This window comes from Planobispora rosea (assembly GCF_014648175.1).
Lineage (GTDB): Bacteria > Actinomycetota > Actinomycetes > Streptosporangiales > Streptosporangiaceae > Planobispora > Planobispora rosea.
The window spans coordinates 136,378-158,759 of the sequence record NZ_BMQP01000003.1 but is presented as its reverse complement, the minus strand read 5'-3'; the positions used below and the strand labels follow the sequence as shown (position 1 = coordinate 158,759).

18 protein-coding genes are annotated in these 22,382 nt (G+C 71.7%); 5 read left to right on the top strand and 13 right to left on the bottom strand.

Going from position 1 to position 22,382, the window contains the following annotated elements; all coding sequences use genetic code 11:
• The first annotated feature begins 114 nt into the window (after positions 1 to 114).
• Positions 115 to 861: a neutral zinc metallopeptidase gene (locus tag IEZ08_RS04065; RefSeq protein ID WP_068924903.1), complete on the top strand. Its 747-nt coding sequence runs from the start codon at positions 115 to 117 to the stop codon at positions 859 to 861.
• 211 nt (positions 862 to 1,072) lie between these two features.
• Complete coding sequence (locus IEZ08_RS04060; protein WP_189241696.1) at positions 1,073 to 1,675, top strand: hypothetical protein; 603 nt, start codon at positions 1,073 to 1,075, stop codon at positions 1,673 to 1,675.
• Positions 1,676 to 1,741: 66 nt separating this feature from the next.
• On the opposite strand, the gene IEZ08_RS39310 is transcribed toward IEZ08_RS04060, so the two are convergent.
• The 7 genes from IEZ08_RS39310 to IEZ08_RS04020 all read right to left on the bottom strand — a co-directional run bounded on the left by IEZ08_RS39310 (position 1,742) and on the right by IEZ08_RS04020 (position 11,262).
• Complete coding sequence (locus IEZ08_RS39310; RefSeq protein WP_425312310.1) at positions 1,742 to 3,232, bottom strand: ROK family transcriptional regulator; 1,491 nt, start codon at positions 3,230 to 3,232, stop codon at positions 1,742 to 1,744.
• 32 nt (positions 3,233 to 3,264) lie between these two features.
• Positions 3,265 to 4,506, bottom strand: coding sequence for a sugar ABC transporter permease (locus IEZ08_RS04045; protein WP_068924907.1), 1,242 nt, complete (start codon positions 4,504 to 4,506; stop codon positions 3,265 to 3,267).
• Positions 4,503 to 5,267, bottom strand: coding sequence for an ATP-binding cassette domain-containing protein (locus IEZ08_RS04040; protein ID WP_068924909.1), 765 nt, complete (start codon positions 5,265 to 5,267; stop codon positions 4,503 to 4,505). The genes IEZ08_RS04045 and IEZ08_RS04040 overlap by 4 nt, the downstream gene beginning before the upstream one ends.
• Positions 5,268 to 5,334: 67 nt before the next feature.
• Complete coding sequence (locus IEZ08_RS04035) at positions 5,335 to 6,453, bottom strand: sugar ABC transporter substrate-binding protein (protein WP_068924911.1); 1,119 nt, start codon at positions 6,451 to 6,453, stop codon at positions 5,335 to 5,337.
• A 203-nt stretch (positions 6,454 to 6,656) separates the two neighbouring features.
• The gene (locus IEZ08_RS04030; protein ID WP_068924913.1) at positions 6,657 to 7,382 is read right to left on the bottom strand and encodes a sulfite exporter TauE/SafE family protein; all 726 of its coding nucleotides are present in this window, start codon (positions 7,380 to 7,382) and stop codon (positions 6,657 to 6,659) included.
• A gap of 200 nt (positions 7,383 to 7,582) precedes the next feature.
• Positions 7,583 to 10,348 (bottom strand): aconitate hydratase AcnA, encoded by a 2,766-nt coding sequence (acnA, locus tag IEZ08_RS04025; protein ID WP_068924915.1) that lies wholly within the window; start codon positions 10,346 to 10,348, stop codon positions 7,583 to 7,585.
• Positions 10,349 to 10,536: 188 nt separating this feature from the next.
• Positions 10,537 to 11,262 (bottom strand): metal-dependent hydrolase, encoded by a 726-nt coding sequence (locus tag IEZ08_RS04020; RefSeq protein ID WP_229802904.1) that lies wholly within the window; start codon positions 11,260 to 11,262, stop codon positions 10,537 to 10,539.
• 679 nt (positions 11,263 to 11,941) lie between these two features.
• Here IEZ08_RS04020 and IEZ08_RS04015 point away from each other — a divergent pair.
• Both IEZ08_RS04015 and IEZ08_RS04010 read left to right on the top strand, forming a co-directional pair.
• Positions 11,942 to 12,712 carry a PadR family transcriptional regulator gene (locus IEZ08_RS04015; protein WP_068928979.1) on the top strand — a complete coding sequence of 257 codons (771 nt, stop codon included), beginning with the start codon at positions 11,942 to 11,944 and terminating at the stop codon, positions 12,710 to 12,712.
• A gap of 120 nt (positions 12,713 to 12,832) precedes the next feature.
• A complete protein-coding gene (locus tag IEZ08_RS04010) occupies positions 12,833 to 13,270 on the top strand; it encodes a DUF1707 SHOCT-like domain-containing protein (protein ID WP_189241695.1) in 438 nt (145 codons plus the stop codon).
• An 84-nt stretch (positions 13,271 to 13,354) separates the two neighbouring features.
• Here IEZ08_RS04010 and mug read toward each other — a convergent pair whose 3' ends face one another.
• The 5 genes from mug to IEZ08_RS03985 all read right to left on the bottom strand — a co-directional run bounded on the left by mug (position 13,355) and on the right by IEZ08_RS03985 (position 19,635).
• Positions 13,355 to 13,909 (bottom strand): G/U mismatch-specific DNA glycosylase, encoded by a 555-nt coding sequence (gene mug, locus IEZ08_RS04005; RefSeq protein WP_189241694.1) that lies wholly within the window; start codon positions 13,907 to 13,909, stop codon positions 13,355 to 13,357.
• A 29-nt stretch (positions 13,910 to 13,938) separates the two neighbouring features.
• The gene (locus tag IEZ08_RS04000; protein ID WP_189241693.1) at positions 13,939 to 14,307 is read right to left on the bottom strand and encodes a hypothetical protein; all 369 of its coding nucleotides are present in this window, start codon (positions 14,305 to 14,307) and stop codon (positions 13,939 to 13,941) included.
• A 167-nt stretch (positions 14,308 to 14,474) separates the two neighbouring features.
• The gene (locus IEZ08_RS03995) at positions 14,475 to 17,069 is read right to left on the bottom strand and encodes a polynucleotide kinase-phosphatase (RefSeq protein ID WP_068924925.1); all 2,595 of its coding nucleotides are present in this window, start codon (positions 17,067 to 17,069) and stop codon (positions 14,475 to 14,477) included.
• Positions 17,066 to 18,643 carry a 3' terminal RNA ribose 2'-O-methyltransferase Hen1 gene (locus tag IEZ08_RS03990; protein ID WP_189241692.1) on the bottom strand — a complete coding sequence of 526 codons (1,578 nt, stop codon included), beginning with the start codon at positions 18,641 to 18,643 and terminating at the stop codon, positions 17,066 to 17,068. The genes IEZ08_RS03995 and IEZ08_RS03990 overlap by 4 nt, the downstream gene beginning before the upstream one ends.
• Positions 18,644 to 18,711: 68 nt before the next feature.
• Complete coding sequence (locus tag IEZ08_RS03985) at positions 18,712 to 19,635, bottom strand: LLM class F420-dependent oxidoreductase (protein WP_068924929.1); 924 nt, start codon at positions 19,633 to 19,635, stop codon at positions 18,712 to 18,714.
• Between the two features lie 179 nt (positions 19,636 to 19,814).
• On the opposite strand from IEZ08_RS03985, the gene IEZ08_RS03980 reads away from it, so the two are divergent.
• On the top strand, positions 19,815 to 20,978 hold the full coding sequence (locus tag IEZ08_RS03980) for a glycoside hydrolase family 18 protein (RefSeq protein ID WP_189241691.1): 1,164 nt from the start codon (positions 19,815 to 19,817) through the stop codon (positions 20,976 to 20,978).
• A 121-nt stretch (positions 20,979 to 21,099) separates the two neighbouring features.
• On the opposite strand, the gene IEZ08_RS03975 is transcribed toward IEZ08_RS03980, so the two are convergent.
• A complete protein-coding gene (locus IEZ08_RS03975) occupies positions 21,100 to 22,347 on the bottom strand; it encodes a class I SAM-dependent RNA methyltransferase (protein ID WP_189241690.1) in 1,248 nt (415 codons plus the stop codon).
• Positions 22,348 to 22,382: the final 35 nt, after the last annotated feature.

Genomic DNA, 22,382 nt, shown 5'->3' with positions numbered 1-22,382 from the left:
CCATAACCTTTGCACATCATGAACGCGCTTCCCTCTGGTCTACTGTCGTCACTTCTCTCCGTTTCTGTAGCCTTCTCCCCGGCGGCAGACGGGGGCAAGGCGGGGGCGAGCGCCGTGGTCCCCGTCGGGACGGCGCAGGCGCAGCCGGGACAGTCGGTGGTCCAGGGCAGAGCGGCCGCGACGGACAACCCGCTCTACCGCACCGGTGCGATGCCCGTGCTCCGGTGCCCGGCCGGGACGATCCGCGCGGGCAGCGCGAGCTCCTACCGGAGCTTCATGAGCCGCGTCAACCGTTGCCTCGGGCGGGCGTGGACGATCCAGTTCCGCCGGGCGGGGCTGCCCTTCTCCCCGCCGAAGCTGCGCTTCGTCACCTCCCGGGTGGGCAGCCCCTGCGGCCGCTGGCCCGCCGGCGCGGGCGGCTACTACTGCTCCACCGACCGCACGATGTACATCGGCGTGACCCGCAAGGTCCTGAAGAACCCCTACGGGCCGAACCACGCGCAGTTCATGGCCCACGAGTACGCGCACCACGTCCAGCATCTCGCCGGGATCCTGCCCTACTACGCCCAGGCCACCTGGCGGGCCACGTCCCCGGGCAGGCTCGCGTTCTCCCGCCGCCTCGAACTCCAGGCCGACTGCCTGGCCTCGGCCTTCCTGCGCGGAGCCGCCACCGATCTGAAGGTCACGCGGGAGCACTGGAACGCCATGATCGAGTGGACCGCCGAGAACGGCCACAAGGCGTGGCCGACGAACGACCACGGCCTGGGACGCAGCCAGGCGCTCTGGATGCAGCGCGGATTCGCCTCCGGGTCTCCCGCCTCCTGCAACACCTGGACCGCCGCCAGGTCCAAGGTCTCCTGACCCGCAGGCCCGCCCGGAGACACCCGTCGCAGCTCCTGCCGCGCGGCGGGTGGCCGTTTCTCCCATCCGGTATGGCATTTATCACCCCACCCCGAATCACGCATAGCGATCATGCAGAACCGTGCGTAACCTTCACTTGCCGCCTGGCCCTCCCACCACCCCTTCCAGGTCCGGCGTCCCCCTGTAGTTCAATGGTGAGGAGAACAGGCAGTTGAGCACCCAGATCGAATACCGGGTCCGAGGCGTAGAGGGCGACTTCATGGGGCTGCGTGCGGACATGACAGAACAGCGAGCGCTCACCACGGCGACCCTGGCCGTCCTCGGCGATCTGCGGACGATAACGAGCGACCTGCAGGCCACGACCGAAGAGCTCCGCAAGGGCCAGGAGGAGCTCCGCGCCACCACCCTTGACCTTCGCAAGGGCCAGGAAGAGCTCCGCAGGGGCCAGGAAGAGCTCCGCGCCACCACCGAAGAACTCCGCGCAGGCCAGCAGGAACTCCGCGCCACCACCGAAGAGCTCCGCAAGGGCCAGGAGGAGCTCCGCGCCACCACCCTTGACCTTCGCAAGGGCCAGGAAGAGCTCCGCAGGGGCCAGGAAGAGCTCCGCGCCACCACCGAAGAACTCCGCGCAGGCCAGGAAGAGCTCCGTGCCGAGATGCGTGCCGGGCACGCCGAGCTCCGGGAGGAGATCACCTCGGTCAAGCGGTCCGTCGGGAACCTGGAGCGCTCGATGGGGCGGGCCGAGGGCGACATCGCCGAGCTCAAGGCCGGTCACATCGAACTGCGGAACATGGTCGCGAGCCTGATCAAATAGCGTGGACGGCCGTCGGCGCTCTCCGCCCGAGAGAGCCGGCGGCCTCTCCGCCGCTCGCTCCGCCGTTCAGGAGCCCGCGCGGGCGAGGACTTCGAGGGGGTCGGCGAGGACCTTCGTGAAGGCGAGTTCGGCGGCGCCGACGAGAGTGGCGTCATCGCCGAGGGCCGAGGTGCGCAGGCGCAGATGCTCCCTGGCCGGGGGGAGCGCGTCAGTCGCGAGACGGCTGCGGACCTGGGCGGCGGCACCGAGATAGACCTCGCGCAGCATCCCTCCGAAGATGACCATCTCGGGATTGAAGATGTTGACGAGGTTGGCGACCCCGAGACCGAGCCAGTCTCCGACCCGGCTGAGCGCCGCCTGGGCGACGACGTCGCCGCGGTCGGCGGCGTCGACCACGGCGCGGACGGCGTCCCGGCCGATCAGCGCGTGGGAGACGGTTGAGGGCAGGACCTCGGCCGCGAGCGGGGAACCGGCCGGGGACGACGAGTCGGCCGGGACCGGAGAACCGTCACGGGACGGGACGGCGTCGCCCGGCGGAACGGCGCCCGTGGACGGCGCGCCATCCCGGGACAGGGCCTCCCGGGACAAGGACTCCCGGGACAAGGACTCCCGGGACAAGGACTCCTGAGACGGCGCCTCCCGGGGCAGGGCGTCCCGGGACGGAGCACTGTCCCGGAGCTGCGCCCCGTCCCAGGGCTGGAGGGCGAACGCCCCGAAACGCCCGGCGGCCTCCAGCAGGGCGCGCTCCCCCACCTCCGCCTCCAGGCAGCCGAGTGAGCCGCAGCCGCAGGGACGGCCCCTGGGGTTGACGACCATGTGCCCGACCTCGCCGCCGAAGCCGCGGTGTCCGCCGAGCAGGGTGCCGTTGACGATCACACCGCCGCCGATGCCCACGTCGCCGTGGAGGTAGATCAGATCCCGGCAGCCGACGCCCACGCCCCGGGTGTGCTCGGCCAGCGCCCCGAGGTTGGCGTCGTTGCCGACCGCCACGGGCAGCCCGAGGCCGAGCCGGCGCCCCATCTCCTCGCCGAACGGCACGTCCACCGAGCCCATGTTCGGCCCGAAGCGCACGACGCCGTCACCCCGGTCGACTCCTCCGGAGAAGGCCGCGGCGACCCCGACGCAGACCGTGTCGGGCCGGGTCTTGCGGTGCATCTGCCGGGCGAAGGCGGCCAGCGGGCCGACCACCTCCTCCAGGGAGAAGGGGCCGCGCCGCCGTACCGTCTCACGCCGGTCGAGGATCGTGCCGCCCAGGCCGACGCGGGCGGCGACCAGCCGGTCGACCCCCACGTCGAAGGCGAACACGTAGACCCGGGCCGACTCCGGGCGGACCACCAGGGAGGGGCGCCCGGCCCGGCGGGTCTCCCGCGGGAGCTCCTCCCTGACCAGGCCCGCGGCGGTGAGGTCGGCGGTGAGCGCCATGATGGTGCTGCGGTTGAGCCCCATCCGGTTGGTGAGCTCCGCTCGCGAGGTGGGCCCGCTCAGATGGACATGGCGGAGCAGCGCGCCGAGGTTGTGGCGCCTGATCTCCTCTTGGGAGGGGCCGGCCCGCATCACGTGGTGTTCCTTCAGGGGGTTAGGATCACCGGTCACCTTAGCCCAGTGGCGGCGGCCCGCTTACGGGACAGCGCGTCCACGCTCGCCGCCAGCAGCAGCACCGAGCCGGTGACGATGAACTTGATGTCCGATCCGTAGCCCATCAGGCCCATGCCGTTCTCGATGACCGCGACCACCGCGCCGCCCAGGACCGCGTCCAGCACCCGGCCCTTGCCTCCGAAGAGGCTGGTCCCGCCGATCACGGCCGCGCCCACGGCGTAGAGCAGCACGTTGCTGCCGCCGGTGTTCGGGTCGACCGAACTGGCGCGGGAGGCCGCGATGATGCCGCCGATGGCGGCCATCGAGGAGCAGATCACGAAGGCGCTGATCTTCATCCGGTCCACGTTGATGCCCGCCCGGCGCGCGGCCTCGGCGTTGCCGCCGACCGCGTACAGGTGGCGGCCGAAGGCCGTGCGGCGCAGCACGAACGTCCAGATCACCAGGAGCACGATGATGATCGGCACGACGGCCGGCACGCCCTTGAGCGAGACCAGCGCGGCGTTGCGGCTGCGCTCCAGGTTGAGGGCGTAGACGGCGAGCCCGCCGAGCACGGCCAGCGCACCCACCCGGATCGCGATCAGCGACATCGGGTCGGCGATCAGGCCGCGCTTGGTCCGCTTGCGTGCCCGCAGCAGCTGGATCGCGGCGTAGCCTCCGACGCCGGCGGCCAGCAGCCCCCAGCTCAGCACGGGCGAGAGGTTGTTGTTGGAGATCGCCAGGATCGTCTCGTCCCGGACGGAGATGTTCGTGCCGCCCTCGACCAGCACCAGGACCAGGCCCTGGAAGCCGAGGAAGGCCGCCAGCGTCACCACGAAGGACGGGATGCCGAGCTTGGCCACGAGGACGCCGAGGACCGTGCCGATCACCGTACCGGTGGCGATCGCGGCGAGCACCGCCACGTACCACGGCTGGCCCTGCTCGGCGAGCAGGATCGCGAGCACCGCCGCGCAGACGCCGCTGGCGAAGCCCGCCGACAGGTCGATCTCTCCGAGGAGGAGCACGAACACCAGGCCCATGGCGATCACGGTGACCGCCGCGCCCTGGGTGAACAGGTTGGCGAAGTTGACCGCGGTGAAGAAGGAGGGACGCATGATCGCGAAGACCGTGCAGAGCACGATCAGGCCGAGCACCGCGGGCAGCGCGCCCATGTCGCCGCCCCGGACCCGCTCGGCGTAGCCGCGGACGTTGGAAGTGATCGAGGGGGCCTCGGGCTTCTGCTCGATGGTGGCGGTCATGCCGGAACTCCGTTGGTCAGGCCGAGGTCCCCGCTCCGGCCGGAGGTGATCAGTTCGACGACCTGCGAGTGCGTGACGTCGGAGGTCTTCACCTGGGCCGCCATCCGGCCGAGGTAGAGCGCGGCGATCCGATCGGACACGGCGAACACGTCGTTCATGTTGTGCGAGATGAGGACCACGGCGAGGCCCTGGTCGGCCAGGCGGCGGACCAGTTCCAGCACCTGGGCGGTCTGGGCGACGCCGAGCGCCGCGGTCGGCTCGTCGAGGATGACGACCTTGCTGTTCCAGAGCACGGCCTTGGCGATGGCGACGGTCTGCCGCTGACCGCCGGAGAGGCTGGAGACGTGCTGGCGGATGGACTTGACGGTCTTGACCGACAGGCTGGCCAGGGTCCTGGCCGCCATCTCCTCCATCGTGTCCTCGTCGAGGACGATGCCCCGTTTGTTCTCTCGTCCGAGGAACATGTTCTGGACGATGTCGAGGTTGTCGCAGAGCGCGAGATCCTGGTAGACGATCTCGATGCCCAGCGCCGCCGCGTCACGCGGGCTGTGGACCTGGACGGGCTTGCCCTCGAAGAGGTACTCGCCGGAGTCGATCGGGTGGATGCCGCCGACGCACTTGACGAGGGTCGACTTGCCGGCGCCGTTGTCGCCGACCAGGGCGGTCACCTCTCCGGCGCGGACGGTCAGGGCGACGTCATGCAGGACCTGGACGGGACCGAAGCTCTTGTCGATCCCGCGGAGTTCCAGTACGGGGGTCATAGCTGCTCCTCGGATGCGGGGAGGGTACGGCCGGCGCCGCAGCGGCCGGCCGTACCCTCACGGCGCGTTACTGGATTCCGGCCTCGGTGCACTTGGCGGCGAAGTCGCCGGTGCACAGCTCTTCCTTGGTCACGAAGCCGTCGGCGACGACGTCCTTGACGTTCTCGAAGTAGATGGCCTGCGGGTCGAGCAGGACGGCGGGCACGTCCTGACCGCTCTCGGTGTCCTTGACCGTGCCGGTCGCCGCGGGCTTCTCGCCCTTGGCCAGCCCGATCGCGAGCGCGGAGGCCGCCTCGGCCTCCTTCTTGATCGCCTTGTAGACCGTCATGCACTGGTCGCCGGCGAGGATGTTCTGCAGGCCCTGCACGGTGGCGTCCTGGCCGGTGACCGGGACCTTGCCGTTGAGCTTGTTCTTCTTCAGCACGGTGATGGCGGCGTTGCCGAGACCGTCGTTGGCGGCCAGCACGCCGGCGATGTCCGGCTTCTCGGTCAGCATCTGCTCGAAGGTCGTTCCGGCCTTCGTGTTGTCCCAGTTCTCCACCGACTGCTCCGGGCCCTTGACGTACTCGCCCGAGTCGAACTTGGGCTTGAGCACGCTGTCGTAGCCGTTCCTGAACAGCGTGGCGTTGTTGTCGGTCGGCGAGCCGTTGAGGTAGGCCACGATCGGCTTGTCGGCCTTCTTGTCCGTGAGGCACTTGACCAGGCCCTCACCCTGCAGGGTGCCGACCTTGGTGTTGTCGAAGCTCACGTAGTAGGCGGCGCCGCCGCCCAGGGTCAGGCGGTCGTAGTCGATGGTGGCCACGCCCTGCGCCTTGGCCTTGTCGAGAACGGCCTTGCCGGTGCCGCTGTCCAGGTTGACGATCATCAGGACGGTGGCCCCATTGGTGATCATCTGGTCGGCGATGGTCTGGAACTGGGTCTTGTCACCCTGTGCGTTCTGGATGTCGTAGGCCACGCCCGCGGCCTTGAACGCCTCCTCCAGGTACTTGCGGTCGGCGGTCTCCCAGCGGGCGGAGGACTTGCTGTCCGGCAGGATGACGCCGATCTTTCCGGCGGCGGCGGGCTTGCTCTCGCCGGGGGCCGGGGTGGCCTGGGCGCCGGTGTCGCCGCCATCGCTTCCGCAGGCGGCGAGACCGAGGGTCATGGCCGCTGCGGCGGCGGTCAGGCTGAGGATCCCCTTGCGCATGGTGCACGGGTCCTTTCTTCGAGAACTTCGTGAAGTGGGGGGTCTGAGGTGCGGCATGCCGAGTCAGCGGTACGGCTGCTCCGGGTTGCGGTGCACCGTGCCGTTGAATGTTGTTTGCGGCAACGTATTCCCCGTTGGCCAGGAACGCTAGCCCTCGAATGAGCAAAATTTGTTGTGGCCGGTAACAATCCAGAAACGCAGCCTTAACCCAGGGCGCTCTGCGCGATCAGTCCCAGGGCCGAGAGCGCGGCCACCGTGAGGATCCCCGCCCTCACCCGCCCGCCGTCCAGATAGCGGCGCAGAGGCCCGGAGGCCAGGAAGCCCACGATCAGGAAGGGGATGAGCGCCGCCCCGAAGGTCACCGACCGCATCGGCAGCCGTCCCAGGACGGCGAGGATCACCAGCGACTGCGCGGCGCTGAGGAAGAAGAACATCGCCAGGGTGGCGCGGATCTGCGGCCCCTTGGCGTTCTGGTAGACCAGGGCGATCGGCGGCCCGCCGATCCCGGTCGCGGTGCCGGTGATCCCCGAGATGAAGCCCGCCCCGGTCAGGGTCGCGGGATTGCGCGGCACGGCCGCCGCCCGCACGGTGACGGCCACCGCGACCAGCACCATCACGCCCACCAGGACGCCCAGGGCCCGGGTGGAGACGTAGACGACCACCAGCCCGCCCACGAGGCTGCCCGGCAGCCGGCCCAGCACCGCGAAGCCGAGCCCTCTCCAGTCCACCCTGCGCCACTCCGCCAGGAGGGTGAACAGGGGCAGGGTGACGTTCACCATCTGGATCGCGCCGGGCATGACGGAGGGCGCCAGCATCGTGATCACCGGAGCCGCCACCAGCCCCAGCCCGAACCCGACCGCCCCCTGGACGATCGCCCCCGCCAGTACCGCCGTTCCCGCCAGCCCCAATGTCAGCAGCTCGTCACTCATACGTGTGACCGTAGACCCGGCCTCCGGAGCGGCTCCGGAGGGGCCCGGAACGACTCCGGAGGGGCCCGGAACGACGGCGGAACGACGACGGAACGCCGGAGCGACGACGGCCGCCCGGCGGGGGCGTTTCCCCGCCGGGCGGCCGCCCGAGGTCCTCCTCCGGATGCGGGCGGGGCCGCGCGGCCCCGCCCGGTCGCCCGCTACCTGGCGAGCAGGGAGCGCAGGACGTACTGCATGATGCCGCCGTGGCGGTAGTAGTCCGCCTCACCGGGGGTGTCGATGCGCACGACCGCCTGGAACTCCTTGTCACCCGCCTTGACCGTCACGGTGCGCGGGATGCCGCCCTTGTTGAGCTCCTCGACACCGGTGATGTCGAAGGTCTCCTCGCCGGTCAGGCCCAGCGAGGACGCGGTCTCGCCCTCCGGGAACTGCAGCGGCAGCACGCCCATGCCGATCAGGTTGGAGCGGTGGATGCGCTCGTAGGACTCGGCGATGACGGCGCGGACGCCGAGCAGCGCGGTGCCCTTGGCCGCCCAGTCGCGCGAGGAGCCGGAGCCGTACTCCTTGCCGGCCAGGACGACCAGCGGGATGCCCGCGGCCTGGTAGTTGGCCGAGGCGTCGTAGATGAAGCTCTGCGGGCCGCCCTCCTGGGTGAAGTCGCGGGTGTAGCCGCCCTCCACACCGTCGAGGAGCAGGTTCTTCAGCCGGATGTTGGCGAAGGTGCCGCGGATCATCACCTCGTGGTTGCCGCGGCGCGAGCCGTAGGAGTTGAAGTCCTTGACCTCGACCCCGTTCTCGCGCAGGTACTCGGCCGCCGGGGTGCCCGGCTTGATGGAGCCGGCCGGGGAGATGTGGTCGGTGGTGACCGAGTCGCCGAGCTTGGCCAGCACCCGGGCGCCGGAGATGTCCTTGACCGGCTCCGGCTGGGCGGGCATGCCGTCGAAGTAGGGGGCCTTGCGCACGTAGGTCGAGGCCGGGTCCCACTCGAAGGTGTCGCCGGTCGGGACCGGCAGAGACTGCCAGGTCTCGTCGCCCTTGAACACGTCGGCGTAGTCGCGCAGGAACATCTCCTGGTCGATCGAGCCGTTGACGACCTCGGAGACCTCCTCCGGCGACGGCCAGATGTCACGCAGGTAGACCGGGCCGTCGGCGCCCTCGCCGAGCGGTTCGCTGTCCAGGTCGATGTCCATGGTGCCCGCGAGCGCGTAGGCGACCACCAGCGGCGGCGAGGCCAGGTAGTTCATCTTCACGTCGGGGTTGATCCGGCCCTCGAAGTTGCGGTTGCCGGACAGCACCGCGGTGACCGCGAGGTCGTTCTCCTGGATCGCGGCGGAGATCTCCTCGTCCAGCGGGCCGGAGTTGCCGATGCAGGTGGTGCAGCCGTAGCCGACCAGGTTGAACCCGATCTTGTCGAGGTACGGCTGGAGCCCCGAGCGCTCGAAATAGCCGGTGACGACCTGGGAACCGGGGGCGAGGGAGGTCTTGACCCACGGCTTGCGGGTCAGGCCCTTCTCCACCGCCTTCTTGGCCAGCAGGGCGGCGCCCATCATGACGTACGGGTTGGAGGTGTTGGTGCAACTGGTGATGGCCGCGATGGTCACCACGCCGTGGTCGATCTCGAAGCTGGTGCCGTCGGCCAGCGTGACCGGGACGCGCTTGTGCGGGCGGGTGCCGGCCAGGTCGGCCGCGTGCGGCTTGTCGCCGTTGCCGTCGTGGGCGATCGCCGGGGAGTCCGAGGCGGGGAACGACTCGGCGGACGCCTCGTCGGCCGGGCCCTGGATGCTCGGGGCGTAGTCCTTGACCGCGGCGCGCCACGCCCGCTTGGCGTCCGACAGGGCGATGCGGTCCTGCGGGCGCTTGGGGCCGGCGATCGACGGGACCACGGTGCCCAGGTCCAGCTCGATGTACTCGGAGAAGACCGGCTCCTCGGCCGACGGGTCGAGCCAGAGACCCTGGGCCTTGGCGTAGGCCTCGACCAGGGCGACCTGCTCGTCGGAGCGGCCGGTGAGCTTCAGGTAGGCGATGGTCTCGCCGTCGATCGGGAAGATCGCGCAGGTCGAGCCGAACTCGGGGCTCATGTTGCCGATGGTGGCGCGGTTGGCCAGCGGCACGCTGGAGACGCCCTCGCCGTAGAACTCGACGAACTTGCCGACGACGCCGTGCTTGCGCAGCATCTCGGTGATGGTGAGCACCAGGTCGGTGGCGGTGGCCCCGGCGGGCAGCTTGCCGGTCAGCTTGAAGCCGACCACCCGCGGGATCAGCATGGAGATCGGCTGGCCGAGCATCGCGGCCTCGGCCTCGATGCCGCCGACGCCCCAGCCCAGCACGCCGATGCCGTTCTCCATCGTGGTGTGGGAGTCGGTGCCGACGCAGGTGTCCGGGTACGCCTTGCCGTCGCGGATCATGACCACGCGGGCGAGGTGCTCGATGTTCACCTGGTGCACGATGCCGGTGCCCGGCGGCACGACCTTGAACTCGTCGAAGGCGGTCTGGCCCCAGCGCAGGAACTGGTAGCGCTCGCGGTTGCGCTCGTACTCCCGCTCGACGTTGCGCTGGAAGGAGTCCGGGCCGCCGAAGAAGTCGACGATGACGGAGTGGTCGATGACCATCTCGGCCGGAGCGAGCGGGTTGATCCTGGCGGGGTCGCCCCCGAGGTCGCGGACGGCCTCACGCATGGTGGCCAGGTCCACGACGCAGGGGACGCCGGTGAAGTCCTGCATGATCACGCGGGCCGGGGTGAACTGGATCTCCACGCTCGGGGCCGCGGACGGGTCCCACTGGCCCAGCGCCCGGATGTGGTCGGCCGTGATGTTCGCGCCGTCCTCGGTGCGGAGCAGGTTCTCCAGCAGGATCTTCAGGCTGTACGGGAGGCGCCCCGACCCCTCGACGGCATCCAGCCGGTAGATCTCGTAAGCCGCGTCACCGACGCGGAGCGTGTCACGGCTGCCGAAGCTGTTCGCGGACACGATTCGCCTCCCTCATCACCATGTCGTCTGCGCGCCTCGTCCAGGGGCGCAACTGAATCCTGCCGCACCGTGAGAGTGCCCACGTCAGTTAGGCATGCCTAACCGGTGACCCCTCGCAGGTTGCAGCGGTTGTCTCGATATCAAGATATCCCGCCGATATCTCGACATCAAGTTACTCATGAGTATGCTCAGATCGGAGCGAGGCGCCAGTACAACAGGCCCAGAACGGCGACGGAAAGTACCGGCGCGAGAAACTTCTGCTCGAAGGCGCGGCCCGTCTTGATGCCGATCTTCCACGGCAGCAGCCAGCGCTGCCTCATCGGCCACAGGACCGGGCAGCCCTTCTCGGTGCAGCAGTCCCCCACCACGTGCACCAGGCACCCGATCGCGACGGCCAGCCCCAGCCAGGCGTAGCCGACGTTGTCGGAGCGGAACACCGCGTACAGCCCGGCCGTCATGGCGATGTTCACCATCGCCGAGGCGAACTTCTTGCCCGGGATCCCGATGCCGATCGCCCGCAGGGCCAGGCCGATCAGCAGCACGACCAGGATGTCCCGGCCGATCGGGACCGTGGTGGCCAGATAGTGGGCGCCGAACCCGGCCCCGACCGCGAACAGCAGCGAGTGCGTGGCGTGCCGGTGCCCGCCGGCCAGCCAGTTGACCGCCTTGCTCAGCGCCCAGGTGATCGGGCCGAAGGTCTGCGCGATCGTCGCGCTGGGGTGGTCCAGGTCCGGCAGCATCGCGGCCCCGGCGCAGATCAGCGCGCCCGCGACGAACTCGGCCGGGTTCAGCGCGTTCACCATGATCCCGGTCTCGACCAGCCGGGAGGACTCGGTCAGCAGCGGCAGCGCGGCCAGTGTCGGCGCCACCCCGAGCCAGGCGATCGCCCCCGTCAGCGCGTGCGTGTGCCCCATCAACGCTCAACCACCACCATCACGATCACATGATCGACTGTACGGCAAAGCCGCCCCGGAGAGGATGGCCCCATCCTGCCGCGCCACACGATGGATCGCGTCCTGCCGCCCCGTCCACGCGTCCTGCCGGGCGTCCCCGCCGTACGGCACGGCCCCCGGCGACGGGCGTCCGGCACGAGACCGGGGATCACCGATGAGTCACCGGTGGAGCACCGGCGGGTTACCGGTCGGCCGCCTTCACGTCCCCCGGAGAGCCGCCGGGCGGCGATGCGTCGCGGCCCGCTCGCACCATCGGCCCGTGGAGATTTCCCGCGACGGCCATCCGGTAAGGGAAATTTCCCTGCAACAAGGAGCTCTGGCCGGAGAAACGACAGACGGGACCGTTCCGTGCCGAAAGCACCCCCCAGCCCTTCCGGCGCGGAACGAATCCCGTCTATGTCCTTTGTAACGTGTAGGTCTCGGTGGTTGTTCCGAAATCCGGCGAGAATTGAGTGATCTATCTCACTTCTTCGGCCGAACAGCCTCTGCATCATCCCTGCGCGACCGCAATGTTACGGTAAGCGACTTTCCCGAGGAAGGCACGCTCCACGTATGGGGGTTGTCATAAGAACGCTCTCGATATATCTTTGAAGAGTCGAGAACGATCGAACGGCGATCGCGATGAGCATTGGAGAACGACATGACGTACACACACGCGATGGGCGGCCGGTGGTCGGACGCGGACCCGCGCGAGATCCGCCGGGAGATGAAGCGCGCCGCCCGGGAGGCATGGCGTGCCATGAGCGCGGGCCGGCACCACGCGGGGGCCCATGGACATCAGGGCCCGCCCGGCCCGCACGAGGGCGGACCGCACGATCACCGTCACCGGGGTCACCGCGGTCACCGCGGCGGCCCCCCGTGGGGCGGCTTCCCCTGGGACTGGGGGCACGGCCCGGGCGGGCCGGGCCGCGGCGGCCCCTGGGGCGGGCGGCCCCCGTTCGGCCGGGGCCGCAAGGCCAAGCGGGGCGACGTCCGCGCCGCCATCCTGGCGCTGCTCTCCGAGGAGCCGCGCAACGGCTACCAGATCATCCAGGAGATCGCCGAACGGAGTCAGGGCGGATGGAAGCCCAGCCCCGGCGCGGTCTACCCGGCGCTGCAGCAGCTCACCGACGAGGGCCTGGTCCTGTCCGAGGAGAGCGACGGCCGCAAGACCTTCCGGCTCACCGAGGCGGGCCGGACCTACGTCGCCGAGCACTCCGCCGAGGTGCGCGCGCCCTGGGAGGAGATGACGCCCGACGTCGACGAGGGCACCTGGGAGCTGATGGACCTGGCCCGCCAGTCCGGGTTCGCCATGCTGCAGATCCTGCAGACCGGCAGCGAGGCGCAGATCCGGCAGGCGCGGCAGCAGCTGATCGAGACGCGCCGCAAGCTCTACCAGATCCTCGCCGAAGGCGACCCCGCCGACGAGTAGAGGACGGCGGGCCCGCCCCCGAGGCGGGCCCGCCGAGGGTGTTCCGTACCGGCTCCGCGAGTACCGGTTCCGTGAGTACCGGTTCCGTGAGTACCGATTCCACGATGACGAGGAGCATGCATGATCCCCCGGGACGACCTCCGCGTCGGAGACGCGGAGCGCGAAGCGGCGATGGCGGTGCTGCGCGAGCACTACGCCCAAGGCCGCCTGACCTACGAGGAGCTCGACGAGCGCCTCGGCCTGGCCCTGTCCGCCCGCACCGGGGGCGACCTGGCCCGGACGCAGGAGAACCTCCCCGATCTGTACGGCCCGCCCTCCGGCCCGGATTCCGCCCGGCACGCGGAGCGGCACGGCGCCTGGTGCCGGCACCCGGCGGCCCGCGGGGGCGGACCGCCGCCCGCCGCTCCGTTGCTGCTGGTGCTGCTGGTCGTCGGGGTGGCCGTCGCCGGCTTCGGGGTGCTGAAGTTCCTCTTCCTCGCCTGGCTGGCGATGATGCTGCTGCGGGTGGTCCACCACCGGAGCCACGCCCGCCGGCCCAGCCGTCCCGGCGCTTCCTAGAAGCCGCGTCGTCCGCCGGGTCCCCGGTACGGCGCGGCGCCGGTGAGCCGTACCGGGGAACGGGCCGGGACGCGCCGCAACGGATCAGGGAAGCGGTGGCCGTCCCAGGGACTCCCGGAGCCGCCGCAGCTCCCCGGCGATCCGGTCCAGCGTCCAGTGGGCGTTCAGCCCGCTGGGGTTGGGCAGGACCCAGACCGCCGTCTCCCCGACCCGGTCCTCCTGGGGCCCGACGGCCGCCTTGGGCCGCCCGAACGCCGTCCGGTAGGCCGTCACCCCCGCCACCGCCAGGATCCGGGGCCGGACCTCGGCGACCAGCCGCGCCAGCCGTACCCCGCCCTCCCGGAACTCCTCGTCGGACAGCTCGGCGGCCTGCGCCGTGGCACGGGGCACCACGTTGGTGATGCCCAGTCCGAAGGAGGGCAGCAGGTCCTGCTCCGCGGGGGACAGCAGGCGGGGCGTGAACCCCGAACGGTGCAGGGCGGGCCAGAAGCGGTTGCCCGGCCGGGCGAAGTGGTGCCCGGTGGCGGCGGAGTACAGGCCCGGGTTGATCCCGCAGAACAGCACGTCCAGTCCGGGTCCCAGGACGTCCTCGATGGTCAGGTCCTTGGCCGCCTCAAGCTCGGCTCTCGTCGGAGGCATGAACGCTTCCCTCCCCTCACGGACGGATTTCACGCATCCCGGACCACCGCCGTCGGCTCCTCCGTTCCCGCCCGGGCACGGACCCGTACCAGCGGCACGGCGGCGGCGAGCGCGCCCGCCGTGCCCAGCACCAGGACCGGGAGCGGGCTCACCCCTTCGGCGAGCACCTCGGCGAGCGACCTCAGCGGCCCCTCGACGGCCTCAGCCAGACCCGCGATCACGAACAGCGTGGCCCCCGTCCGGCCCAGCAGGCGATCGGGCGTGACCGCCTGGCGGTGGCTGAGCAGAGTGATCGCGGTGAGCGCCCATCCCATCCCCGGAACGTACGTGCCGAGCACCCGCCCGGCGGCGAGGAAGAGGGCGAAGGAACGACGCCGGAAGCGGCTGGGGGTGATCATCGCCGCATCCTTCACATTGCCGTCAAAAGCCGCAAATCAACCGGCGGAGTGCGGCCCGGGGCCGTACCGGGGGAACGTGTCCTCCACAACGCCACGGTCGGCCGTACCGGACCGTCCCCGGTACGGCGGCCCGCACGGACGTGGGATGTCCGTGCGGGCCCGCACGCTCAGAGCCGGGGGTCCACCGGCTCCGACTCCAGGGCCAGGACGGCGAAGACCGGCTCGTGCACCCGCCAGAGCGGCTCCCCCTCGGCCAGCCGGGACAGCGCCTCCAGCCCGAGCGCGTGCTCGCGCAGGGCCAGGGAGCGCTTGCGGCCGAGGAAGCGGTTGCGCAGGACGTCGAGGCTCTCGGTGTAGTCGGGGCCGTAGATGATCCGCAGGTACTCCCGCCCGCGCACCTTGACGCCGGGCTGCACCCGGTCCACGCGCGCCTTCGCCCGGGGCGACCCCGTCCCGCCCTCGGGCTCACCGTCCGGTCCGGCCTCTCCGGTACGGCCCGGCGTCACCTCGGGCTCGGCGGGCACGGTGACCGGCTTGACCACCATGCCCTCCCCGCCCCCGGCCGTCAGCTCCTCCCACCAGGCGGTCGCCGCCCGCCTCGACTCCTCCGAGTCCAGGTCGACGTAGACGTGCCGGGTGGGCGCGATCAGCGGGTCGTCCAGGCGGGCCAGCAGGTCCAGGTGCCAGGGGTGCGGCTCGGTCGCCGCGGTCGCCCGGCCCTCGCACGCGAGGATCTGGAACGGCGCCACCCGCAGGCCGTCCAGGCCGGAGACCGGCCAGCAGTAACGCGCATAGGCGTCCCGGAACCGGGCAGCGTTGTCCAGACGGCGTCGGGTGTGGTCCAGCAGACCGCCCACATCCAGGCCACGCCCGGCCGCCGCTTCCAGCACCGCGAGGGCCTCCGGCAGGGCGGTGCGGGCCGCGGCGCCCACCGACGCGTACTGGCTGCGGATCAGCCCCTCCGCCTTGGCCGACCAGGGCAGCAGCTCGCAGTCCAGCACCAGCCAGTCCGTGCCCAGCTCGTCCATGAGCGGCGCGCACGCCCGCCGGAGCCGGTCGACGAGCCCGCCGGCGACCGCCGGGTCGTCGAAGAACGGCCGCCCGGTGCGGGTGTAGACCGCGCCCGTGCTCCCGTCCCCGACCCCGAACCGCGCCTGCGCGGCCTCGGGGTCCCTGGCCAGTACGGCCACCGCCCGCGAGCCCATGTGCTTCTCCTCGCACACCACCCGGCCCACCCCGGCCGCCGCGAACTCGTCGAACGCCTCGGCCGGGTGCTCCAGGTAGCCGTCCAGCCGGGAGGTCTCCGGCGGGGCCATGGTCGGCGGCAGGTAGACCAGCCAGCGCGGGTCCACCGCGAACCGGCTCATGATCTCCAGCGCGGCGGCGGCGTTCTCCTCCCTGACCTTGATCCGGCCGCCGCCGTGGCGCACCTCGATGTGCTTGGTGCCCTGGACGTCGGTGATGGACAACATGCCGGGGTCGCGGTAGCCGGGCGCGGACAGCGGCCTGGCCGGCTCGTACCAGACCCGCTGCGCGGGCACCGAGACGATCTCCCGGCTCGGGTAGCGCAGCGCGGTCAGCTTCCCGCCGAACACCACGCCGGTGTCGAGGCAGATCGTGTTGTTGATCCACTCGGCCTCGGGGACCGGCGTGTGCCCGTAGACGACCATCGCCCGGCCCCGGTACTCACGTGCCCAGGGGTAGCGGACCGGCAGGCCGTACTCGTCGGTCTCGCCGGTGGTGTCGCCGTACAGCGCGAAGGAGCGCACCCGGCCGGAGGCGCGGCCGTGGTAGGCCTCCTTCAGCCCGGCGTGCGCGACCACGAGCCGGCCTCCGTCGAGCTGGTAGTGGCTGATCAGGCCGTCCATGAACGCCAGCGCGGCGCTGCGGAACTCCTCGGGCTCGGCGGCGAGCTGGTCCAGCGACTCCTGCAGGCCGTGGGCGACGCGCACCTTGCGTCCGTTGAGCGCGCGGGCGAGCTTCTGCTCGTGGTTGCCCGACACGCACAGCGCGGTCCCGGCCGCGGCCATGCCCATGACCAGCCGGAGCACGCCCGGCGTGTCCGGCCCGCGGTCCACGAGGTCGCCGACGAACACCGCCGTGCGGCCCTCCGGGTGGGACGCGCCGGTGCCGCCGGGCTCGATCTCCCAGCCCAGCTCGCGCAGGAGCGTCTCCAGCTCGGCACGGCAGCCGTGCACGTCGCCGATGATGTCGAACGGCCCGGTCAGCTCGCGCCGGTCGGTCCATGCCTTCTCGGTGACGACCGTGGCGGCCTCGATCTCCTCCACGCCGCGCAGTACGTGGACCCGGCGGAAGCCGTCCCGGGAGATCTTCCCCAGGGAGCGCTTCAGCTCCTTGCGCTGGCGCCGTACCACGTGCGCCCCGAAGTCCCGGTCGGGCCGCGTCTCGTTGCGCTCGACCGCGACCTCCTCGGGGACGTCGAGGACGATCGCGTCGACCAGCACGTCCTGGGACTTGCCGAGGTCGATCAGCTGCCTGCGCGCCTCCCACTGGACGTTGGTGGCGTCCACGACCGTGAGCAGGCCCCGCTTGAGCCGGGTGCGCACGATGTAGTGGAGCACGTCGAAGGCGTCCGACGTGGCCGCCTGGTCGTTCTCGTCGTCGGCGACCAGGCCGCGGCAGAAGTCCGAGGAGATGACCTGGGTCGGCGCGAAGTGCTTGCGCGCGAAGGTCGACTTCCCGCTCCCGGACACCCCGACGAGCACGACCAGCGACATCGCCGGAACCGCGATCTCGGTCATTCCGCTCCCTCCAGCGTGAAGACGGCCATCTGCGTGGGCGGGCCCACCTCGGGGTCGTCGTCCCCGACCGGGCGGAAGGCGACGGTGTAGCGGTACTCCCCGCACACCTTCGCCGCCCAGGCCGCGAACTCGGCCCGGGTCCACTCGAAGCGGTGGTCGGGGTGGCGCATGCCCGTCAGGAACTCGTAGCGCACGTTGTACTCCGCGTTGGGCGTGGTCACGACGGCGTGCCGGGGACGGGCCGTGCCGAAGACCACCCGCTCCAGCGCCGGCAGGCGCGGGGGGTCGACGTGCTCGACGACCTCCATGAGCACGGCCGCGTCGTATCCGGCGAACCGGTCGTCGGCGTAGGTCAGCGCGCCCTGGAACAGCTCCAGCCGTTCCCGCTGCCGCTCGGGCATGCGGTCGAGCCTGAGCTTCCTGGCGGCGACGGTCAGCGCCTGCGCCGACACGTCCGTCCCCGCGACCCTGGTGAAGGCGGAGTCCGCCAGCAGCGCCCCGACCAGCTGACCGGTCCCGCAGCCCAGGTCGATGACCGTGCGCGCGCCCAGCTCCCGGAGCACGCCGACCACCGCCTCCCGCCGCGTCACGTTCAGCGGCCGCCGCCCGGCCCCCTCGGCCCCGGCCTCGGTCCCGCCCTCCGCCTCGGGCGCGGAAAACGTCTCCCCCGGCGCCGCAGAACCATCACCCCCGGCCGGGGCGGTGGGGGTTCCGAGGCCGGGGCCGAGGACGGGAGGCAGGTCGGCGGGGGCCTCTTCCGGGAGCGGCTCGGGGAACTCCTCCGGAGAAACGGCCGGCTCCTCCTCGATGGGCGGCTCCAGGGCCTCCTCCACGTCGTCGCCGAGCTCGGCGAGACGGGCGAAGGCCGCGCGGGCCAGAGCCCAGCGACGGCCGAGGTAGCGGCGGGTGATCAGGCTCCTCTCGGGGTGCGCGGCCAGCCACGACTCCCCCGCGCGGATGAGCTTGTCCACCTCGTCGGGGGCGATCCAGTAGTGCTTGGCGTCGTCCAGGACGGGCAGCAGCACGTAGAGCTGGTTGAGCGCGTCGGCCAGCCGGACCTCGCCGCGCAGCGCCAGCCGTACGTAACGGGAGTCCCCCCACTCGGGGAACCCCTCGTCCAGCGGTACGGCCCGCGCGTCGGCCTCCCAGCCCAGCGGCTCGAACAGCCGGTGCGCCAGCTCAGGTCCGCCCCGGCAGGGCAGCGCGGGAAGCGTGACCTCCAGAGGGATCGGCCCGGCCGCCAGCTCCGGGCGGGCGTTGCAGCGGCCCGCGCGGGCCGTGCGGAAGACGTCCGCCAGCGCCCCGGCCAGCAGCGACGAGGCGGCGTAGGGCCGGTCGTTGACGTACTGCCCCAGGGCGTAGTCGGATGTGGAACGACCGCGTGAACGCACCAGCCGGACCGGGTCGACGTCGAGCATGAGCGCCGCCGTGCAGCGCTCCTCGCTCGCCTCCGGGTAGAAGACTCGGGCCACGCCGTATGACTGGCCGAACTCCTGGACCCGGTCCGGATGCTTGTGCAGCAGGAATCCGAGGTCGGTGGCGGGCCTTGCGGTCGTGGAGATGGTGAGCAACACCCGGGAAAGTATGACTTAGCCGGACCCGCCCGACCAGCGATTATCCCGAGTGTGATCATGCGATCGCGCTACACGTGCGGCAGGACCTCGGCGGCGATGAGCTCCAGGTGGTCCAGATCGCCCAGGTCCATCACCTGCAGGTAGACCCGCTCGGCGCCCAGCTCGGCGAACTTCCCGATCTTCTCGACCACCTCGGCGGGTGTGCCCGCCAGCCCTCCGGCCCGCAGGTCGGCCACATCCTGCCCGATGGCCCCGGCCCGGCGCGCGAGTTCGGCGTCGTCGGAGCCGACGCAGACGGTCTGCGCGACCGAGAACACGATCGAGGACCGGCCCTGCGCCTCGCACGCCTCCCGGACCCGGTCGAAGCCGACGGCCGTGTCCTCAAGGGTGCGGAACGGCAGGTTGTACTCGTCGGCGAAGCGGGCGGCCAGCCTCGGCGTCCGCCGCGCCCCGAACCCGCCGATGATGATCGGCGGCCGGGGGCTCTGCACGGGCTTGGGCAGGGCGGGGGAGTCGGCGAGCCGGTAGTGGGAGCCCTCGAAGGAGAAGGTCTTGCCCACGGGAGTGGTCCAGAGGCCGGTGAGGATCTCCAGCTGCTCCTCGAACCGGGAGAAACGCTCGCTGACCGGCGGGAACGGCACCCCGTACGCCGTGTGCTCGGCATCGAACCAGCCGGTGCCCAGGCCCAGCTCGACCCGGCCGCCGCTCATCTGGTCCACCTGGGCCACGCTGATGGCCAGCACCCCGGGCAGCCGGAAGGTCGCCGGGGTGACCAGCGTGCCGAGCCTGATCGTGGAGGTCTCCCGGGCCAGGCCCGCGAGAGTCAGCCAGGCGTCGGTCGATCCGGAGCCGTGGTCGCCCGGCCCGATCCGCATGTAGTGGTCGGAACGGAAGAAGGCGTCGAACCCCAGCCGCTCCGAGGTCCGCGCGACCGCCAGCAGCTCGTCGTAGGTGCCGCCCTGCTGCGGCTCGGTGAAGATCCTCAACTTCATGGCCCCTATTATCCGGGCACTCCGGACGCCATCCGCAGAAAGCTCACGGCGCGGCGCGACCGCTTGCTAACGTTCGAACTCCCGGTGCTCTGGGTAATTGAACGAGCACCTTAAGCGATCGTCCGGTGTCGTCCCAAAGGTCGTCCAAGAAGCCGGTGTCGTCGAGAAGGTGGAGGCACATGCCCCTGGCGACAGACCGTCCCGCCGCTCGCCATGCCCGCGAGCCGGGCACTCTCCCCCGCTCCTTCACCGCGCTCGCCTCGGTCGCCCTGGCCGCGGTGACCGGTGCCGCGGTCTGGATGTTGCCGACCGAGACCGACGAGTGGGCCACGCCCGCCCAGGCCGCGCACTCCGGGGGCGCAGAGCCCGCGTCCGGCGGCGGCTCCCCGGCCGGGCGCAGGTCCGTCGTCTCCGGCGAACCCGCGGCCGAGGCCCGGTCCGCCTCCGGCTCCGGCGTTCCGGTGAGCCCGCCGGGCGCCGCCTCCGACTCCCCGGCGTCCCCGCTCTCCCCGGCTCCCGGTGGACCGTCCGGCTTCGTGACGTTCGTCGACGCGGTCCGCGAGCCGCTCTTCGACCTGCCCCGGACCGTCCGGCCCGGGGACGCCCGCTGGTTCGTCCTCGGCCATCTCACCGCCGGCCGGAACGGCTGCACCCCCGGGTGGGGCGGTGTCCAGGACCCGGGCACCGTCCCGGTCACGGCCCGGCTGGACCTCCTGCGCGCGATGGGCGGCGAGGCCGGGCTGGTCTTCGGCGGCCCGATGGGCAGGGAGCTCGCCTCCGCCTGCGCCTCGCCGGGCTCCCTCGCCTCCGCCTACCGCCAGGCGGTGAGCGTCCACGGCGCGACCCATGTCGACTTCGAGGTCCAGGACTCGGCCGACCACGCGGCCATCGTGCGGCGCGCCGAGGCGATCACGGCGTTGCAGCGGGAGTTCCGGGGCGCCGGGCGCCCCCTCACGGTGAGCTTCACCCTCCCCGCGACCGGGACGGGCCTGTCCCCGCGTGACCAGATGATGGTGCGGACCACCCGGGAGGCCGGGGTCCGGATCTCCGCCGTCAACCTCCTCGTCCCGATCCGGCCCGCCCACGCCGGCCAGAGCCGCCTGCGCCCCGTCGCCGCGGCGGTCCGGGCCGCCGAGCCGCAGGTCGCCGAGGCCCTGGGTGCGCCCACCGCCTCGGGCCTGGTCGCCCTCACCCCCGTCCTGGTCAGCCCCGGCGATCTGTCCCCCGCCGACGCCCGCAAACTCGTGGACTTCGCCACCCGTCACGACCTGGCCTGGCTCTCCACACGGGGCGCCACCCCGTCACTCGACGTGCTGCGCCTGCTGAGCTCACCCCCGCTGTGACAGGACTCTCCCGCGGCCTTCCGGGACGCTTCCACCGTCGTGCGCATCCCGTGCGCGGAACCGGAGGAGGACCACCCGGGGGTCCCCCGGGGTGATGTGCTGCGCGGCTCCGGGTCAGAGCCTAGATCGACTCGCTGACCAGCAGGGCCACGGACTCCACGTGGTGGGTCATCGGGAAGGCGTCGAAGGCCCGCAGCCCGGCCAGCCGGTAACGGCGCTCGGCGAACCAGGACAGGTCGCGGGCCAGGGTGGCGGGATCGCAGGAGACGTAGACGATGCGGGACGCCTCCAGCCCGGCGACCCGGTCCACGACCTCGCGGCCGAGGCCCGTGCGGGGCGGGTCGACGACGACCAGGTCCGCGCGTTCGACTCCGTAGCGGTCGAGTGCGTCCTCCACGAAACCCCGGGCGATCCGGGCCTGGGGCAAGTCGCGCAGGTTGCGTTCGGCGTCGCGGACGGCGGCGGGCTCGGACTCCACGCCGAACACGGCGCCCTCGGGACCGACCGCCTCCGCCAGGGCCGCGGCGAACAGGCCGACGCCGCAGTAGAGGTCCAGGGCCCACTCCCCCGGCTTCGGATCGGCGAACTCCATGGCCGCCTCCAGCAGGGTGGCGGCGGCACCGGGGTGGATCTGCCAGAAGCCGCTCCCGGTGACGCGGAAGTCCCGGCCGCCGACGCGCTCGGTGACGTGGTGGTGGCCGTGCACCGTGCGGGTGCGGCCACGTCCCTCGTTCACGAAGACGGCCACGCTGTCGTCGAGGTCGGGGATGGCCACCGTACGGCGGGGCTTGGGGGAGACCACGACGGCCTGGTCCCCGGTGGAGGAGGCGATGACCTCGACGGAGGAGGCGCCGCGCCAGTTCATGATCTCCGCGCCGACGTTCTCCACCTCGGGGTGGGCGATCAGGCAGGCGTCCACCGGCTCGATGTCGTGGGAGCGGTGGCGGCGCAGGCCCAGCGCGCCGTCCCGCTCCACGGCGAACTGCACGCGGGTGCGCCAGCCCAGGCCGTCGGGGGCGCCGGGGACCTCCTCGACCTGTCCCTTCCACTCGATCCCGCCCAGGCGCCGCAGCTGCTCGGCGACCACCTCGGTCTTCAGCCGCCGCTGCGCCTCCAGGGAGGCGTGCTGCCAGTCGCAGCCGCCACAGCGGCCGGGACCGGCGAAGGGGCAGGGCGGGACGACCCGGTCGGGGGACGCCTCGACGATCTCCACCGCGTCGGCCCGCAGGAAACGCGTGGTCTCCTCGGTGACCTCGGCGAGGACGCGCTCACCGGGGAGGGCGTGCCGGACGAACACCACCCGGCCCTCGTGGCGGGCGACGCACCAGCCGCCGTGCGCGACCGGTCCCACCGTCAGTTCAATCGCCATCGTCCCCGTCGTCCCGTCGTGTCGTCGTGTCGCCT

What these genes read in the sequence shown, in the direction of transcription:
- IEZ08_RS04035 (WP_068924911.1), bottom strand. Translation starts at nt 6,453, where the DNA reads ATGCGCAAGGGGATCCTCAGCCTGACCGCCGCCGCAGCGGCCATGACC.
- IEZ08_RS03985 (WP_068924929.1), bottom strand. Translation starts at nt 19,635, where the DNA reads ATGAAGTTGAGGATCTTCACCGAGCCGCAGCAGGGCGGCACCTACGAC.
- IEZ08_RS03980 (WP_189241691.1), top strand. Translation starts at nt 19,815, where the DNA reads ATGCCCCTGGCGACAGACCGTCCCGCCGCTCGCCATGCCCGCGAGCCG.
- IEZ08_RS04015 (WP_068928979.1), top strand. Translation starts at nt 11,942, where the DNA reads ATGACGTACACACACGCGATGGGCGGCCGGTGGTCGGACGCGGACCCG.
- IEZ08_RS03975 (WP_189241690.1), bottom strand. Translation starts at nt 22,347, where the DNA reads ATGGCGATTGAACTGACGGTGGGACCGGTCGCGCACGGCGGCTGGTGC.
- IEZ08_RS04020 (WP_229802904.1), bottom strand. Translation starts at nt 11,262, where the DNA reads ATGGGGCACACGCACGCGCTGACGGGGGCGATCGCCTGGCTCGGGGTG.
- IEZ08_RS04000 (WP_189241693.1), bottom strand. Translation starts at nt 14,307, where the DNA reads ATGATCACCCCCAGCCGCTTCCGGCGTCGTTCCTTCGCCCTCTTCCTC.
- IEZ08_RS04045 (WP_068924907.1), bottom strand. Translation starts at nt 4,506, where the DNA reads ATGACCGCCACCATCGAGCAGAAGCCCGAGGCCCCCTCGATCACTTCC.
- IEZ08_RS04030 (WP_068924913.1), bottom strand. Translation starts at nt 7,382, where the DNA reads ATGAGTGACGAGCTGCTGACATTGGGGCTGGCGGGAACGGCGGTACTG.
- mug (WP_189241694.1), bottom strand. Translation starts at nt 13,909, where the DNA reads ATGCCTCCGACGAGAGCCGAGCTTGAGGCGGCCAAGGACCTGACCATC.
- IEZ08_RS04040 (WP_068924909.1), bottom strand. Translation starts at nt 5,267, where the DNA reads ATGACCCCCGTACTGGAACTCCGCGGGATCGACAAGAGCTTCGGTCCC.
- IEZ08_RS03995 (WP_068924925.1), bottom strand. Translation starts at nt 17,069, where the DNA reads ATGACCGAGATCGCGGTTCCGGCGATGTCGCTGGTCGTGCTCGTCGGG.
- IEZ08_RS04010 (WP_189241695.1), top strand. Translation starts at nt 12,833, where the DNA reads ATGATCCCCCGGGACGACCTCCGCGTCGGAGACGCGGAGCGCGAAGCG.